The 12,481-nt window shown below is 71.7% G+C and carries 13 protein-coding genes; 4 read left to right on the plus strand and 9 right to left on the minus strand.

What is annotated here, in order from left to right; translation table 11 throughout:
- The first annotated feature begins 22 nt into the window (after window positions 1-22).
- Window positions 23-877: a serine protease gene (locus KF837_08230; protein MBX3227285.1), complete on the plus strand. Its 855-nt coding sequence runs from the start codon at window positions 23-25 to the stop codon at window positions 875-877.
- A 3-nt stretch (window positions 878-880) separates the two neighbouring features.
- Here KF837_08230 and KF837_08235 read toward each other — a convergent pair whose 3' ends face one another.
- On the minus strand, window positions 881-1,747 hold the full coding sequence (locus KF837_08235) for an alpha/beta fold hydrolase (protein ID MBX3227286.1): 867 nt from the start codon (window positions 1,745-1,747) through the stop codon (window positions 881-883).
- Window positions 1,748-1,796: 49 nt separating this feature from the next.
- Between KF837_08235 and pepQ the strand changes: the two genes are divergently transcribed.
- Window positions 1,797-3,116 carry a Xaa-Pro dipeptidase gene (pepQ, locus tag KF837_08240; protein ID MBX3227287.1) on the plus strand — a complete coding sequence of 440 codons (1,320 nt, stop codon included), beginning with the start codon at window positions 1,797-1,799 and terminating at the stop codon, window positions 3,114-3,116.
- A gap of 32 nt (window positions 3,117-3,148) precedes the next feature.
- Window positions 3,149-4,162, plus strand: coding sequence for a rhomboid family intramembrane serine protease (locus tag KF837_08245; protein MBX3227288.1), 1,014 nt, complete (start codon window positions 3,149-3,151; stop codon window positions 4,160-4,162).
- 11 nt (window positions 4,163-4,173) lie between these two features.
- Here KF837_08245 and KF837_08250 read toward each other — a convergent pair whose 3' ends face one another.
- The 4 genes from KF837_08250 to KF837_08265 are packed head-to-tail and all read right to left on the minus strand — an operon-like array spanning window position 4,174 to window position 7,260.
- Entirely contained in the window at window positions 4,174-5,481 is a 1,308-nt protein-coding gene (locus tag KF837_08250; protein ID MBX3227289.1) for a hypothetical protein, read from the minus strand.
- Complete coding sequence (msrB, locus tag KF837_08255) at window positions 5,478-5,864, minus strand: peptide-methionine (R)-S-oxide reductase MsrB (protein MBX3227290.1); 387 nt, start codon at window positions 5,862-5,864, stop codon at window positions 5,478-5,480. Before msrB ends, KF837_08250 begins: the two co-directional genes overlap by 4 nt.
- Before the next feature lie 32 nt (window positions 5,865-5,896).
- On the minus strand, window positions 5,897-6,754 hold the full coding sequence (locus tag KF837_08260) for a hypothetical protein (GenBank protein ID MBX3227291.1): 858 nt from the start codon (window positions 6,752-6,754) through the stop codon (window positions 5,897-5,899).
- Entirely contained in the window at window positions 6,751-7,260 is a 510-nt protein-coding gene (locus KF837_08265; protein ID MBX3227292.1) for a sigma-70 family RNA polymerase sigma factor, read from the minus strand. The genes KF837_08260 and KF837_08265 overlap by 4 nt, the downstream gene beginning before the upstream one ends.
- A 225-nt stretch (window positions 7,261-7,485) precedes the next feature.
- Here KF837_08265 and KF837_08270 point away from each other — a divergent pair, with 225 nt between their 5' ends.
- Window positions 7,486-8,325 (plus strand): serine protease, encoded by an 840-nt coding sequence (locus tag KF837_08270; GenBank protein ID MBX3227293.1) that lies wholly within the window; start codon window positions 7,486-7,488, stop codon window positions 8,323-8,325.
- 36 nt (window positions 8,326-8,361) lie between these two features.
- Here KF837_08270 and KF837_08275 read toward each other — a convergent pair whose 3' ends face one another.
- The 4 genes from KF837_08275 to KF837_08290 all read right to left on the minus strand — a co-directional run bounded on the left by KF837_08275 (window position 8,362) and on the right by KF837_08290 (window position 12,474).
- Entirely contained in the window at window positions 8,362-8,874 is a 513-nt protein-coding gene (locus KF837_08275; GenBank protein MBX3227294.1) for a hypothetical protein, read from the minus strand.
- Window positions 8,875-9,108: 234 nt separating this feature from the next.
- Window positions 9,109-10,155 (minus strand): hypothetical protein, encoded by a 1,047-nt coding sequence (locus KF837_08280; GenBank protein ID MBX3227295.1) that lies wholly within the window; start codon window positions 10,153-10,155, stop codon window positions 9,109-9,111.
- Window positions 10,156-10,165: 10 nt separating this feature from the next.
- Window positions 10,166-11,395 carry a glutathionylspermidine synthase family protein gene (locus KF837_08285; protein MBX3227296.1) on the minus strand — a complete coding sequence of 410 codons (1,230 nt, stop codon included), beginning with the start codon at window positions 11,393-11,395 and terminating at the stop codon, window positions 10,166-10,168.
- 2 nt (window positions 11,396-11,397) lie between these two features.
- Window positions 11,398-12,474, minus strand: a complete 1,077-nt coding sequence (locus tag KF837_08290) for a hypothetical protein (GenBank protein MBX3227297.1) — start codon at window positions 12,472-12,474, stop codon at window positions 11,398-11,400.
- Window positions 12,475-12,481 lie beyond the last annotated feature (7 nt).

Raw genomic sequence — 12,481 nt, forward strand, 5'->3', positions numbered from 1 at the left:
TGCGCACCGTCTGGAGGCACTGATGCACGTTCGTTCGATCCTGATCTCGCTCTCGCTCCCGCTCTTCGCTCTCGCGTGCACCGCAGAGACCAACGACGAGGAGGTCGTGAGCACGGCCGATCCGATCATCGGCGGCACGGAGTCGGTCGAAGGCGCCTGGCCCGCGATGGCTGCACTCTACAAGGGTGCGACGGCGGCGCGTCCGTCGTGCGGCGGCTCCCTCGTCGCGCCGCAGTGGGTCATCACCGCCGCGCACTGCGTGAGCAACGTGCAGCCGACCGGCGGCGTGACCAAGGTCGTCATCGGCCGCCACCGCATCTCCTCCTCCACCGGCGAGACGCGCACCGTCGACAAGGTCGTCCGCCACGCGGGGTACGGCAGCAACGACAACGACATCGCGCTGCTGCACCTCTCGCAGGCGTCGACGATCGAGCCGATGAAGATCATCGCGCGCTCCGAGCTCGCCGCGATCACGGCGGGCGCGACGACGACGACGATCGGCTACGGCCGCACCGCGCAGGGCGGCGCGAGCAGCGACGTGCTCCGTCAGGTGGACGTCCCGATCATCGACAACGCCGTGTGCAAGGCCTACTCGGGCTACAGCCGCGTCAGCCCGACCATGATCTGCGCCGGCTTCGCGACGGGCGGCTACGACGCCTGCCAGGGCGACAGCGGCGGCCCGCTCCTGATCTACGTCGACGGCCAGCCGCGCGAGATCGGCCTCGTGAGCTGGGGCATCGGCTGCGCGCGCCCCAACTCCCCCGGCGTCTACACGCGCGTCGGCAGCTACCTGACGTGGATGCACCAGCAGACCCAGGGCGAGCTCGGCGAGCCGGAGCCCGCGACGAACGAGCCGGAGCCCGCCGCCGCGGAGTGAGCGTCACGCGAGCTCCGGCGCTCCTCGGTCGGGGCTCGCGAGGAAGGCGGCGACCTCGTCGGCGACGAGGGGCGAGAAGAGGATCGAGAAGTGCGAGGGGCCGGCGACCTCGAAGTCGACGCCCCCGCGCGAGAGGAGCGACGACGTCTCCTTCGGATGCACGATGTTGTCGTGCGAGGAGAAGACCGAGAGCGTGGGGATCGCGACGGTGTAGCCCGCGTGCGCCTCGAGGAGCTTCGAGCCGCGCCGCAGGTTCGTCGCCCCGAACCCCAACATCGGACCGCGCCACGCCACCCCCGCGTGCGGTGACGCGATCGTCACGCAGCGCCGGACGACGAAGTGATCCTCCTTCGCCGTGCTCCGCATCATCTCCATCGCGACGAGCCCGCCCATCGAGTGGCAGACGAGATCGACCGACGTGCTCTTCGTCTCGCGGCAGACCCGATCGACGTAGCGCGCGAGCCGCTTCGCGTTCGCGGGGATGGTGGACCACCACGGGTAGTTGATCCCGTAGAGCGGCCCGAAGCCCTTCCGCGCGAGCGCGCGCGCGAGGCCGATGAAGCCGACGCGGTTCTGCATGTAGCCGTGCACGAAGACGATCGGCACGCGCGGCGGATCGCCCGGCTTCGGGACCACCTGCCGCTGGAAGAGCGGCTCCATGCGATCGCCGATCAAGTAATAGAGCGGGAGGAAGGGCTGCGTCAGCGCGGTGAGGAACGTCTCGCGGAGGAGCTCACGCAACGTGAGCCCGAGCTCCCGCCGCGCGGTGTGGGCGCGCATCGAGAAGAAGGAGACGAGCGCGTAGCCCCAGATGCCGACGAAGAACGCGCCGATGGAGGCGCCGCCGACGATGAGGGCGAGGCGCAGCACCCCCGCACTATAGATCGCCGCTGCGCGGCGCGGTGCTACGGTAGCAACCGTGGATCTCGCCGCGATCGAAGCCCTCTACCCCGAGCACGTCGCGCACCAGCGGCGGCTCTACGCCGAGGCGATGAAGGAGGTCGGCTGCGACGCCGTCCTCGTTCACTCGGGCACGCCGCTGAAGAAGACGCAGTACGACGACCAGTACTGGCCGGTGCGGCCGACGCCGTTCTTCCACCACTGGGTGCCGCTCTACGAGGCGAGCTGCTTCCTCCTCGTCGATCCGGTCGCGACGCCGCGCCTCTTCCGTCCCGCGGTCCACGACTTCTGGGAGCGCCCGCCCGCGCCGGAGTCGCTCGCGTTCATGGACGTCTTCGACGTCGTGGGGACCGGCGAGCCGGAGCTGCCGCCGGGCAAGGCGGTGCACTTCATCGGCGACGACGTGAGCGTCGCGGACAAGCTCGGCGTCCCGCCCGCGCGGCGGAACGCGAAGGCGCTCCTCGACGCGCTCGATCGCCTCCGCACGACGAAGACGCCCTACGAGATCGCGTGCCTCGCGGAGGCGAACCGCCGCGCGTCGCTCGGGCACGAAGCGGTGCGGCGCGCCTTCGCGGAGGGCGACCACGCCGAGCTCGACCTCCACCTCCTCTACTTGCAGACCACGCGGCAGGACGATCCCGAGACGCCGTACAAGAGCATCGTCGCGCTCGGCCGCAACGCGTCGATCCTCCATCACGTCAGCTACGGGCGCGACAAGACGCGCGCGGAGTCGCTCCTCCTCGACGCGGGCGCGACGTGCCTCGGCTACTGCTCCGACGTCACGCGCACGTGGGTGAAGGCGGGCGGCGCGGGCAGCGTCGCGTTCCGGCAGGTGCTCGCCGGGATGGAGAAGATGCAGCAGGACATCGTCGGCAAGATCCGCGCGGGCGCGCCGTACGAGGAGCTGCACGACGAGTCGCACCGTCAGGTGAGCGCGATCTTGAAGGAGGCCGGCATCGTGAAGGCGTCGGCGGAGGAGATCGACGCGACCGGCATCAGCCGCGTCTTCTACCCGCACGGGCTCGGCCACTCGCTCGGCCTCCAGACCCACGACGTCGGCTGCAAGCCGGTGCTCCCCAAGCCCGAGAACCCGTTCCTCCGCAACACGTCGACGATCGCGGACGGCCAGGTGTTCACGATCGAGCCTGGCCTCTACTTCATCGATACGCTCCTCGCGCCGCTGCGGAACGATCCGCGCGGCAAGCTCGTCGACTGGAACCTCGTCGAGGCGCTCGCGCCGCTCGGCGGGATCCGCATCGAGGACGACGTGCTCGTCACCGGCGCGACGACGCGGAACTTCTCGCGCGAAGTCCTGCCGCAAGGCGGCGGCCTCGTCTGAGCACCAACGACGATCTCCCGAAGCCGACGGTCATGGACCGTCTCCGCGCGTCGCCCGTCACCTTCGTGCTCGCGGCGATCAACGTCGCCTATTTCCTGTGGGTCGAGCGCCACGGCAGCTCGACCGATCTCGCCACCCTCGTCCGCTTCGGCGCCGTCGAGCAGATGCACGTGCGCGCGGGCGACTACTGGCGGCTCGCGAGCTACATGATCCTCCACATCGGCTGGGGTCATCTCCTCCTCAACACGTGGGCGGGCATGAGCTGGTGCGCGGTCGTCGAGCGCGCGATGGGCCCGTGGCGGTTCTTGCTCGTGTACGTCCTCGCCGGCCTCGGCGGCGGCGCCTCGTGCGCGCTCTTCTCGCCCAACGCGGTCACCGCCGGCGCGTCGGGCGCGATGTTCGGCGTCATCGGCTCCCTCCTCGCGATCCGCTACCGGACGCTCGGCAGCTTCGCCGCCTTCGCCGCCGATCGCGGCGTGCGCGCGACGCTGGGCCAGATCGCGATCTGGACCCTGCTCGGCGTCTACGCGATCCGGATGAGCCAGTCGGCGCATTTCGGCGGCTTCTTCACCGGCGCGCTCGTCACGCTCGTGATGATGGTGCGCGCCCGCCGCGCGCTCGCGTGGGCGGCGTTCACGCTCGCGTTCCTCGCCTTCACCGCCGCCGCGACGCGCCCGTGGGAGCTGGGCCGCGCGCGCGGGACGAGCGTGGACTTCGCGCAGGTGAAGATCGACCGCCTCGGCCGCCCGACCGAGAACGCCGCCATCGTGCTCCTCGCCGCGCGCCCGGCGTGCGAGAGCGGCATCGAACGCGCCTGCGTGGTCGACGCGATCGCGCGGCTCGATCCCGACGACCACCCGCTCTGCGTCCGCACCTACGAGGTGTTCGAGCGCGCCTGCACCCGCGGAGACGCCGACGCGTGCGCGGGCCAGGGCATGCAGCTCGGCATGGGCTGCGGCGTGCCGGAGGACCTCGATCGCGGGCGCGCGCTGCTCGAGCGGGCCTGCGAGTCGGGCAGCGCGTACGCGTGCGCGCTGAAGCTGTGACGCGGCGCGCGTCAGCGGCGGAGGACGGGGCGGACGCGGCCGGCTCCGTCGACGGCGATCGCGTACATCTCGACGCCGCGTGAGAAGAAGACGATCGCCTCCTCTCCACGAACGGCCACCGCCTGGACCCTGGGCTTGGCGTCGAGGACGATCGCGTGCCGGCTGTCGAGCACGATCTCGTCGGGCTCGTCGACCCGTGCGCTGAGCTCGTTGCGGTCGCTCCAGAGCGCGAGGATCCGACCGCCCATCGGAGCGAGGTCGACGCCAACACGGGAGATGAGGCGCCTGGGCAGCGGCGTCGACGAGCACGCGGTCGCCGTGCAGCGCACCACGACCGCCGTCTCTCCGCCGACCGAGGTGCTCTCGACGAGCTCGAAGGTGCTCGGCGTGCAACGGACGTTGGTGGCCCTGCCGGCGCCCTCGGCGATCAACATCGGTGAGAGGACGCCGCCATGGACGCGAAAGATCCCGTAGGCGCGCGCGTCGGAGAACGCGGCGTCTTCGCGGGCGGTCGAGACGACGACCCAGCGGACGTCGCCGGCACCACACCCGCGGAGCGCGTCCGCAGGCGTTCCCGGGATCGGGCCGAAGCGCGTCACTTCTCCGAGCGGGGGACCGCTGCGCGCGAGCGACTGCGCGTAGACGATCGTCTGCTCGCCCTCCTTCGCGCGCGTCCACGCGTAGCCGGCGGCCATCTCCGTGCTCGTGTCGCCGTGCGCGACGGTGGCGACGAGCTTCGGCGCGTCGGAGCGGAGGACGGTGAGGCCCCCGTGCTCTTTCTTCGCGTACGAGACGACGCCGTCGCTCCAGGAGTACGCCGCCGTCACCGCGCCGGCGACGAGGTCGCCCGACGCGGTCACGAGGTACTTCGGCGAAGGGTCGACCACGAGCCAGTGCGCGAGCGGCGGGACCTCGCCGTCGAGGAAGGTCACGCGCTCGGGCGTGTCGGTCTCGATTCGATCGTCGCGCAGCGAGAGCTGGGAGAGGCTGGTGCACTCCGCGGCGAGCGGGTTGCCGGGATCGCTCGGACGGATCGTGCACTGGGTTCGCTGGCGCGAGAAGACGGCGTGGACGTCGGGGCTCGAGAATCGCGCGAGCCAGCCGTGGTGAAACGAGCTCGCGAAGTCTCCGTCGTACCGCGCGATCGGCTTCAGGTCGGCGATCGCGATCGGCGGCGGTCGGGGCGGCGGGCCTGCGGTCGACGCGTCGGACGAGGCTCCTCCCTTCGAGGATCGATCCGACTTGCACGCGCTCGAAGCGACGAGCACGAGGGCCAGCGCCAGCGCGCCTCGAAGCACGCGATGTGCCCTCGTGCTCAATCCTTCTTCAGCTCGAGGGAGGCCGAGTTGATGCAGTAGCGCAGGCCGCCGCGGGCGCGGGGGCCGTCGGGGAAGACGTGGCCGAGGTGGGCGCCGCATTCGTGGCACGTGACCTCGGTGCGGGTCATGCCGTGGGACTCGTCGGCGTGCTCGGCGACGGTGCCTTCCTTCATCGGCTGGACGAAGCTCGGCCAGCCGCTGCCGGAGTCGAACTTGTCGTCGGAGCGGAAGAGCTCCGCGCCGCAGCAAACGCAGGCGTACGTGCCGGCGTCGTGGCAGTCCCAGTATTGGCCTGTGAACGCGCGCTCCGTGCCCTTCTCGCGCGTGACGTGGAACTGTTCGGGGGTGAGCTGGGCCTTGTACTCGGCGTCGGTCTTTTTCATGGCGTCTCTCTACGCCGCGAAGATACCTCCGGTTACGGAATCGAGAACGACTTGCCGACACGGACCGGCGGACCGGTGAACGCCGGGACCACGACCGCGCGGAACTTCGCCGCGGCGCACCCCCCTCTCGGCGTCGCGACGAACGGCCCGCCGTCGACGACGGCGCTCGCCGCGGTGCCGTCGCTCACGAACGTCACCGTCACATGACCGGTGCCGTCCGGCCCGTCGAAGCCGCTACACGCGCTGAGGTCCACCGCAGCAAGCGCGGCCGCAGCCGCGCCCCGATCGAACTCGGCCTTCGGCGCCGCCACGGGCGCGGTGGGGGCCGGGACCGAGGGCGAGGGCGCGGGCGCCGCGGTACCGTTGAAGCAGCGTGGCTTGTAGTGCTTCGCGCCCTGGGCGTCGAACCAGAAGGGCGGATCGCAATCGAGCGACGGCGCGGGCGCGGACGCGACTGGTGGGCGCGCGACGACGGGGCTCGCGACGTGGGAGGGCGACGCCGCGGGCACGAGCGTCTCGAGCGCGGGCGGGTCCGGCGGCGTGGGGGCGATCGGAGCGGGGGGAATGGGCGGAATGGGCGAGAGGTCGGCGGTCGGGATCGACGGATCGCGGCGGACCTCTTCCTGCTGCTTCGCCCAGCCGCCGATGACGAACACGAGGCCCGCGGCGAGCGGGAGCAGCAGCGCGACGACGACGACGCGGGCGTATTTGCTTCGTGCGGCGTCGGTCCGGCGCGCCGCGACGGCGGGGACGATCGCGGTCTCCTCTTCGCGGGCGACCGCGGCGCGCGTGCGCTCGAGCGCGTAGGGAGGGGGCTCGTCGAGATCGACGGACGAGAGCAGCGCGTGCTCGAGGGCGGTGCAGTCGGGTTCGAGGAGGAGACGCTTCACTTGATCACCTTCTTGAGCTCCGCGACGCGGGAGCGAAAATCCTCACGCGCACGACGGAGTCGCGACGCCGCGGTGCCCTCCGGGACGTCGAGGAGCTGCGCGATCTCGGGGACCGTGAGCTCGTCGAGCTCGAACAACACGAACGCGGCGCGGAGATCGAAGGGCATCGCGTCGAGGACGTCGTCGAGGAGCTCGCGCGCGCGTTTGCGATCGAGCAGCTCGTCGGGTTGCGGGGGCGCGGCGTCCTCGGGTGGGCGGCGTGCGTCGCGGCGCGCGGCCGAGCGGCGCTGCTCCGAGGCGACGCGCACGGCGACGCCCTGGAGGTAGGGGCGCTCGCGGCCGACCTCGATCTCGACGGCGCGCCGGGCCGCGACGATGAACACCTGCTGCGCCGCGTCGTCGAGCGCCTCCGACGGAACGCCGAGGCGGCGCAGGAGCGACCATATACGCGCGAAATGGTCATCGACCATCGCGCGCACCCGCGAGTCGCCCGCGGCCCCGCTCATGCCCCTCTCATCCCAACGATCGAGCGTAATGTCCACGTTTCATGGGTATTGGCCGGCCGAACGCGAATCGATCACGGTCGCGCGAAGAAAGCTCGGCGTCCGTCGTGGGTGAAAAACCGCCGCCGCCGTGGAACTACCCTGAAATCGGGCGGGCGGACTGGCGCGCGCCGCGACGGCGCGTATGCCCTCGCTCGCTCGCGGAGGGCGGGTCGAAAGGTGTTCTCCATGACCCGCCAGACCATGATCCCCTCATTGGCCGCGATCGCGTCGCTCGCGCTCGCCGGCTGCGCGAGCGCCGACGGCGAAGCGCCGAGCACGAGCGCGCAACCCGTCGTCGGCGGCCTCGAAGCCCCACGCGGCGCCTGGCCCGGCACCGTCGGCCTCTACATCAACGGCCGCCAGAACTGCGGCGGCGCGTTGATCACGAACGAGTGGGTCATCACCGCCGGCCACTGCGTGAACACGTATTACGCGAACGGCGGCGTCGACAGGATCGTGCTCGGCCGCCACGTCGCGTCTTCGACGGAGGGTGAGGAGCGCCTCGTCGACCGCGCGTACCGACACGACTCGTTCAGCTGGATGACGCTCGACGCCGACGTCGGGCTCCTTCACCTCGCCGAGCCGTCGACGATGCCCACCGCGAAGCTCCTCACTCCCGAGCTCGTCGCGCGGGTCGTCGACGGCGCCGCGGTCACCGTCGTCGGCTGGGGATCGACGACCGAGGGCGGCGACCCGAGCGACGTATTGCGCCAGGCGACAATGCCCATTTTGCCAAACGAGCAATGCCGTCAATATCCCCATTACGGGAACATCAACCAAGACCAGATATGCGCCGGCTACGTGACGGGCGGCCACGATGCCTGTCAGGGCGACAGCGGCGGCCCGCTCTTCATGACGATCGACGGCGCGCCGGTGCAGGTCGGCGTCATCAGCTGGGGGATCGGCTGCGCGCGCCCGAACCGCCCCGGCATCTACACCCGCCTCGGCAGCTACCTCGACTGGATCTGGACGACGACCCGCGGCGCCGCGGGCGCCCCCGCGCCGCTCGCGCCGGCGACGAAATAGGCCGAACCCATCGGCTTCAGGCGCGTGGCGACGGTGTTACCGGCAGAGGCCGTCGCTCGCGGGTTTGCGCTCGCAGTCGTCGCCGGGCGGGGAGAGGTTCGCGTTGCACGACGCTCCGTTCGAGCCCTTCGCGTGGCAGACCCAGAGCTGGTTCCCGACGCAGCACGTCGCGTCGCCGCCCCTCCCCCCGCCGTCGCCGTCGCCGCCTCCGCCGTCGTCGATCTCCGCGTCGAGCGCCGCCTTGAACGCCTCGACGCATCGCTCGACGCACGCCCCGTCCGCGCACGTCGCGAGACATTCGTCGAGGGCCTCGCTCGGATCGGCCTTCGGCTTCGTCTCGACGGGCGTCGCCGCGTCGTCGGCAGGGACGTCGGTGGAGGTCGTCTTGGCGGGAGGCGTCGCGGGCGCGTCGGCCGTCTTGGCGGCCGATTCATCGAGGTTCCCCTTGGCCTCCGAAGGCGGCGATTCCGCGGAATCCGTCGACGACGCGCAAGCCATGGACGACGCCGCGAGAAGGAGCACGTACGGGAGAGCACGAAAACAGGTCATGAGCGGACGAACCTCCGCCCCTCCGTTCAGCAGCATGCATGCCATCCCCCCAACCCGCCGGATCCCGAACGCCCCAACGATGAGACGACATCCCGCAGCGAGCACCCCCACTGCACTCGTCCTCCCTCACTGTCCCAAGACCACGCGGCGGTGATACCACACGCCTTCGCCGCCCTCCCTCCACGACCAACGTCGCGGCCACCACCGATCCAGCTCATGGCCCTCGCGACGGCGCTACCCGCCCGAGCCGCTGCTGCCGCGGAACCAGCCCCCGCCGCCGCCGCTGCCCGAGCCGTAGTGCCAGCCCCAGCCGCGGTAGCCGGGGGTGATGAACGGGCGGCCGTACGCGAGGCCGAAGCCGCCGCGCGCGCGGCCGTAGAAGACGGGGTCGTCGACCAGCGTCCAGCGCTCCTTCGGGTAGTAGCTGCGCGGCGAGAAACGGAGCGCCCAGTCGACCGGCTTCGAGAGGTCCGTCTTCGCGAGGAAGTCGAGGTCGACGAAGAAGATCGCGATGCCCGCCTGCGACCACGCGCGGAAGCTCTCGTAGAGATCGTCCTCCTCGACCTCCGCGTCGTCGAGGTCCTCGACGACGTACACCACCTTCGTGATCCCCCTGTCCTTCAGCGTCTGCGCGTCGGGCAGATCGCTCGCCTGCAGCATGTAGCGGTTGTCGTAGACGTCGTCGTCCGGCTCGTCGAAGCGGTACGCGAGGCGCCACGAGTCGAGGAGGAAGACCGGCGTCGCGCGATCGATCGCGGCCGGATCCGACGGCGGCAGCTTCGGCGGGTACAGGACCAGGCCCGCGAGCGTCTCCTCCGCCGGGACGAGGCCGGTGTTCGCCGGCCAGTTGTTGAAGGTGACGACCGGCGCGACCGGATCGGCCGCGTCGCGGCTCAGACGCGAGGCGAACACGCACGACGCGGCCCCGCGGAGATCGAGGAGCCACATCGTGCCCGCCGGGAGCCCCGCCTTCGCGAGGTTCGCCGCGGCGGCGTCGGCCTCGCCGAGGACGTCGAGCGCCTGGATGTCCGGGAGCGAGGCGTGCCCGCCCATCGGATCGACCGACGAGATGAGCGTCGCCTTGTGGTAGCGCGACCACGGGCTCGAGGGCTGGTTCTGCCAGCGCTGCGCGAGCTCGTTCGACGTCGGCAGCGTGTACTCCTTCGCGTCGGGGACGTCCTCCGACCAGAACGCGACGCTGACCGACGGCGTCCACGGCCGGAGCGAGCACCCCGCGCTGACGAGCGCGAAGGGGAACAAGACGCCGAGCCGCGCCCTCATCGATCGGTCCTCATGGCTCCGCCCCGACGAAGACCGGGAGCACGAGCGCCTCGTGCGAGCAATGCGACGTCGCCGAGAAGCGCGCGAAGTAACCCGCGAACGCGCCGTCGAGGAGGTAGACGCCGAGCGTGACGAGGCGATCGCCCCACGGCGTCGCGATCGGGCGCTGGCGCACGAAGCGCTGCGCGATCCACGCCTGATCGCCGTCCTCCTCCACGCTCGCGATCTCGTCCGCGATGAACGTCCACTCCTCGTCGGTGGTGAGCGCGCCGACGTAGACGTGATCGCCGACGCGCGAGAGGTCGCGCTTGAGCACCCAGTCGGGGCGCTCGAGCAAGAGGCGCGGGCGCGAGAGATCGGCGACCTCCCGCGTCTCGGGGAACACCTCCCGCGCCGCCGCCGCGTCGTGCGCGAAGGCGCGCGCCATCGCGAGCTTCGACTGCGCGTGGATCCAGCGGAACGACGACATCGACGCGAGCTTCCCCGCCGCGGTCGCACGGACGATCGCGTCGATGTTCGACTGCCCCGCCATGTACTCGAGCGGATAGAAGCGGTACGCGACCGCGACGGCCTCGCCGCGCACGCCGACGCCGTCGCCGAGCGGCTTGAGCGCGGTCGGCGCGCAGCGAACGACGCGCGCGCCGCGCTCGCGGAGGAGGCGCTCGAGGATCGCGCACACCTGGAGGTCCTCCGCGTAGCCGGTCGCGTAGAGCAGCGCGACGAGGCCGCCGTTCGCGCGGCGGAGGAGCGTATCGGCGAGGGAGCCCGCGACGTGGGTCGGATCGCCGAACGACGCCGGCGCGCCCGCGCTCCGCGCGAGCCTCGGCAGCGCGAGCGTCTCGTTGTAGCCGCCGGGGCAGTCCGCGTTCACCTCGCACGCGATCCAGCGGCCGTCCTCCGCGAGGAGGAGATCGACGCGCGCGATCGCGCCGCGATCGCCGCCCGCGCGCGCGGCGGCGGCGAGGCGATCGACGTCGGGGTGGAAGCGGTAGCGCGCGCCCTCGCTCGGATCGGCGGCGGCGCGATCGGCCGCGTCCGCGACGAGCGTCCACGCGCGCTCCGCCGCGACGATCGCGGCGCGATGCGCGCTCGGCGAGAGGACGAACGGGTGCAGATCGACGCGGCGGCGGCCCATCGTCCACGCGTCCCAGACGAACCAGTGATGTTGGAGCTCGCGCTCGAGCGCCGGCAGCGCGAGGAGCGGATCGGCGACGCGCAGAGGCTCGACCGCGAGCTGCATCGTCAGGGCAGCCTCCGCGCGAGGCTGTCCCAGAGCTTCGGGTCCTCCGCCCCGAGGCTGTAGAAGAGGACGCCGACGTTCTCGCCGAGGACCGGCGGCGCCCACCCGCCGAGCGCGACCGCGGTCGAGTCCGCGTCGTCGAACCAGGTCATGTGCGACTCGCCGCCGAAGCTGGTCCACGACACGTACGCCGCCTGGGTGGGGCCGCGGTAGATCGGCTGACCGCCGATCGCCGCCGCCGCGATCGCCTCGTTGTACGAGACGCCGCGCACGCCGCGGGGCCCGAAGTCGATGCCGTAGAGCGGGAACGAGACGTCGACGTTCGGCGTCGCGGACTGGGCGAGGCGCACCGCGTCCACCGCCCAGCCGGGATCGATCGTCGGACCGGCCTGGCTCTCGGAGTAGTCGAGCGTCATCACGCGCATGCGATCGACGTGCGGCGCGAGCTCGACCCGGTTGAACGCCTCCCCGCCGGGGAGATCGCTCGGCGTCGTGACCGACGGCGGGATGAAGACGCCGAGGCGCTTCTGCGGGCGGATCCGTCCGGCGAGGCCCCGCACGAGGCTCGTCACGTCCGCGCGCGCGTCGTCGGGGAGCTTCTGGAGGTCGATCTCCACGCCGTCGGCCGCCTCGACCGCGGGCACCACCGTCTCGAGGAAGCGCCGCTGCCACGCCGGCTGCGCGAGCCACGCGCGGGTCTGCGCGCCGTCGTAGCGCTGCCCCGACTCGTCGGTGAACGAGACGCCGAGGTGGACGCGGTAGCCCTCCCGCTTGATGTCGCCGACGAGCCCCGCGAGCGCCGCCTTCGCGCTCGGATCGCGCGGGCCGACGGTGCCGTCCTCGCGCGGGACGAGGCACAAGAGGATCACGTCGCCGCCGCGGAGCACGCGCTTCGCCGACGCGGTCGCGAGCGTGGAGCGCTGCCACGTGTCGAGCACGCAGCCGTCGACGACGACCGAGCTCCTGCGATCGGGCAGGTCGACGTCCGCGTTCAAGCCGACCGCGCCGCGCGTGCCGCCCGAGTCGGAGCCGCAGGCGTAGAGCGCGAACGCGAGGACGGGCACGAGGAGCGACTTCATGATTCTC

Source organism: Labilithrix sp., from assembly GCA_019637155.1.
Lineage (GTDB): Bacteria > Myxococcota_A > Polyangia > Polyangiales > Polyangiaceae > Labilithrix.

What these genes read in the sequence shown, in the direction of transcription:
- KF837_08245 (MBX3227288.1), top strand. Translation starts at nt 3,149, where the DNA reads ATGGACCGTCTCCGCGCGTCGCCCGTCACCTTCGTGCTCGCGGCGATC.
- KF837_08275 (MBX3227294.1), bottom strand. Translation starts at nt 8,874, where the DNA reads ATGACCTGTTTTCGTGCTCTCCCGTACGTGCTCCTTCTCGCGGCGTCG.
- KF837_08270 (MBX3227293.1), top strand. Translation starts at nt 7,486, where the DNA reads ATGACCCGCCAGACCATGATCCCCTCATTGGCCGCGATCGCGTCGCTC.
- KF837_08290 (MBX3227297.1), bottom strand. Translation starts at nt 12,474, where the DNA reads ATGAAGTCGCTCCTCGTGCCCGTCCTCGCGTTCGCGCTCTACGCCTGC.
- KF837_08280 (MBX3227295.1), bottom strand. Translation starts at nt 10,155, where the DNA reads ATGAGGGCGCGGCTCGGCGTCTTGTTCCCCTTCGCGCTCGTCAGCGCG.
- KF837_08285 (MBX3227296.1), bottom strand. Translation starts at nt 11,395, where the DNA reads ATGCAGCTCGCGGTCGAGCCTCTGCGCGTCGCCGATCCGCTCCTCGCG.
- KF837_08265 (MBX3227292.1), bottom strand. Translation starts at nt 7,260, where the DNA reads ATGAGCGGGGCCGCGGGCGACTCGCGGGTGCGCGCGATGGTCGATGAC.
- msrB (MBX3227290.1), bottom strand. Translation starts at nt 5,864, where the DNA reads ATGAAAAAGACCGACGCCGAGTACAAGGCCCAGCTCACCCCCGAACAG.
- KF837_08230 (MBX3227285.1), top strand. Translation starts at nt 23, where the DNA reads ATGCACGTTCGTTCGATCCTGATCTCGCTCTCGCTCCCGCTCTTCGCT.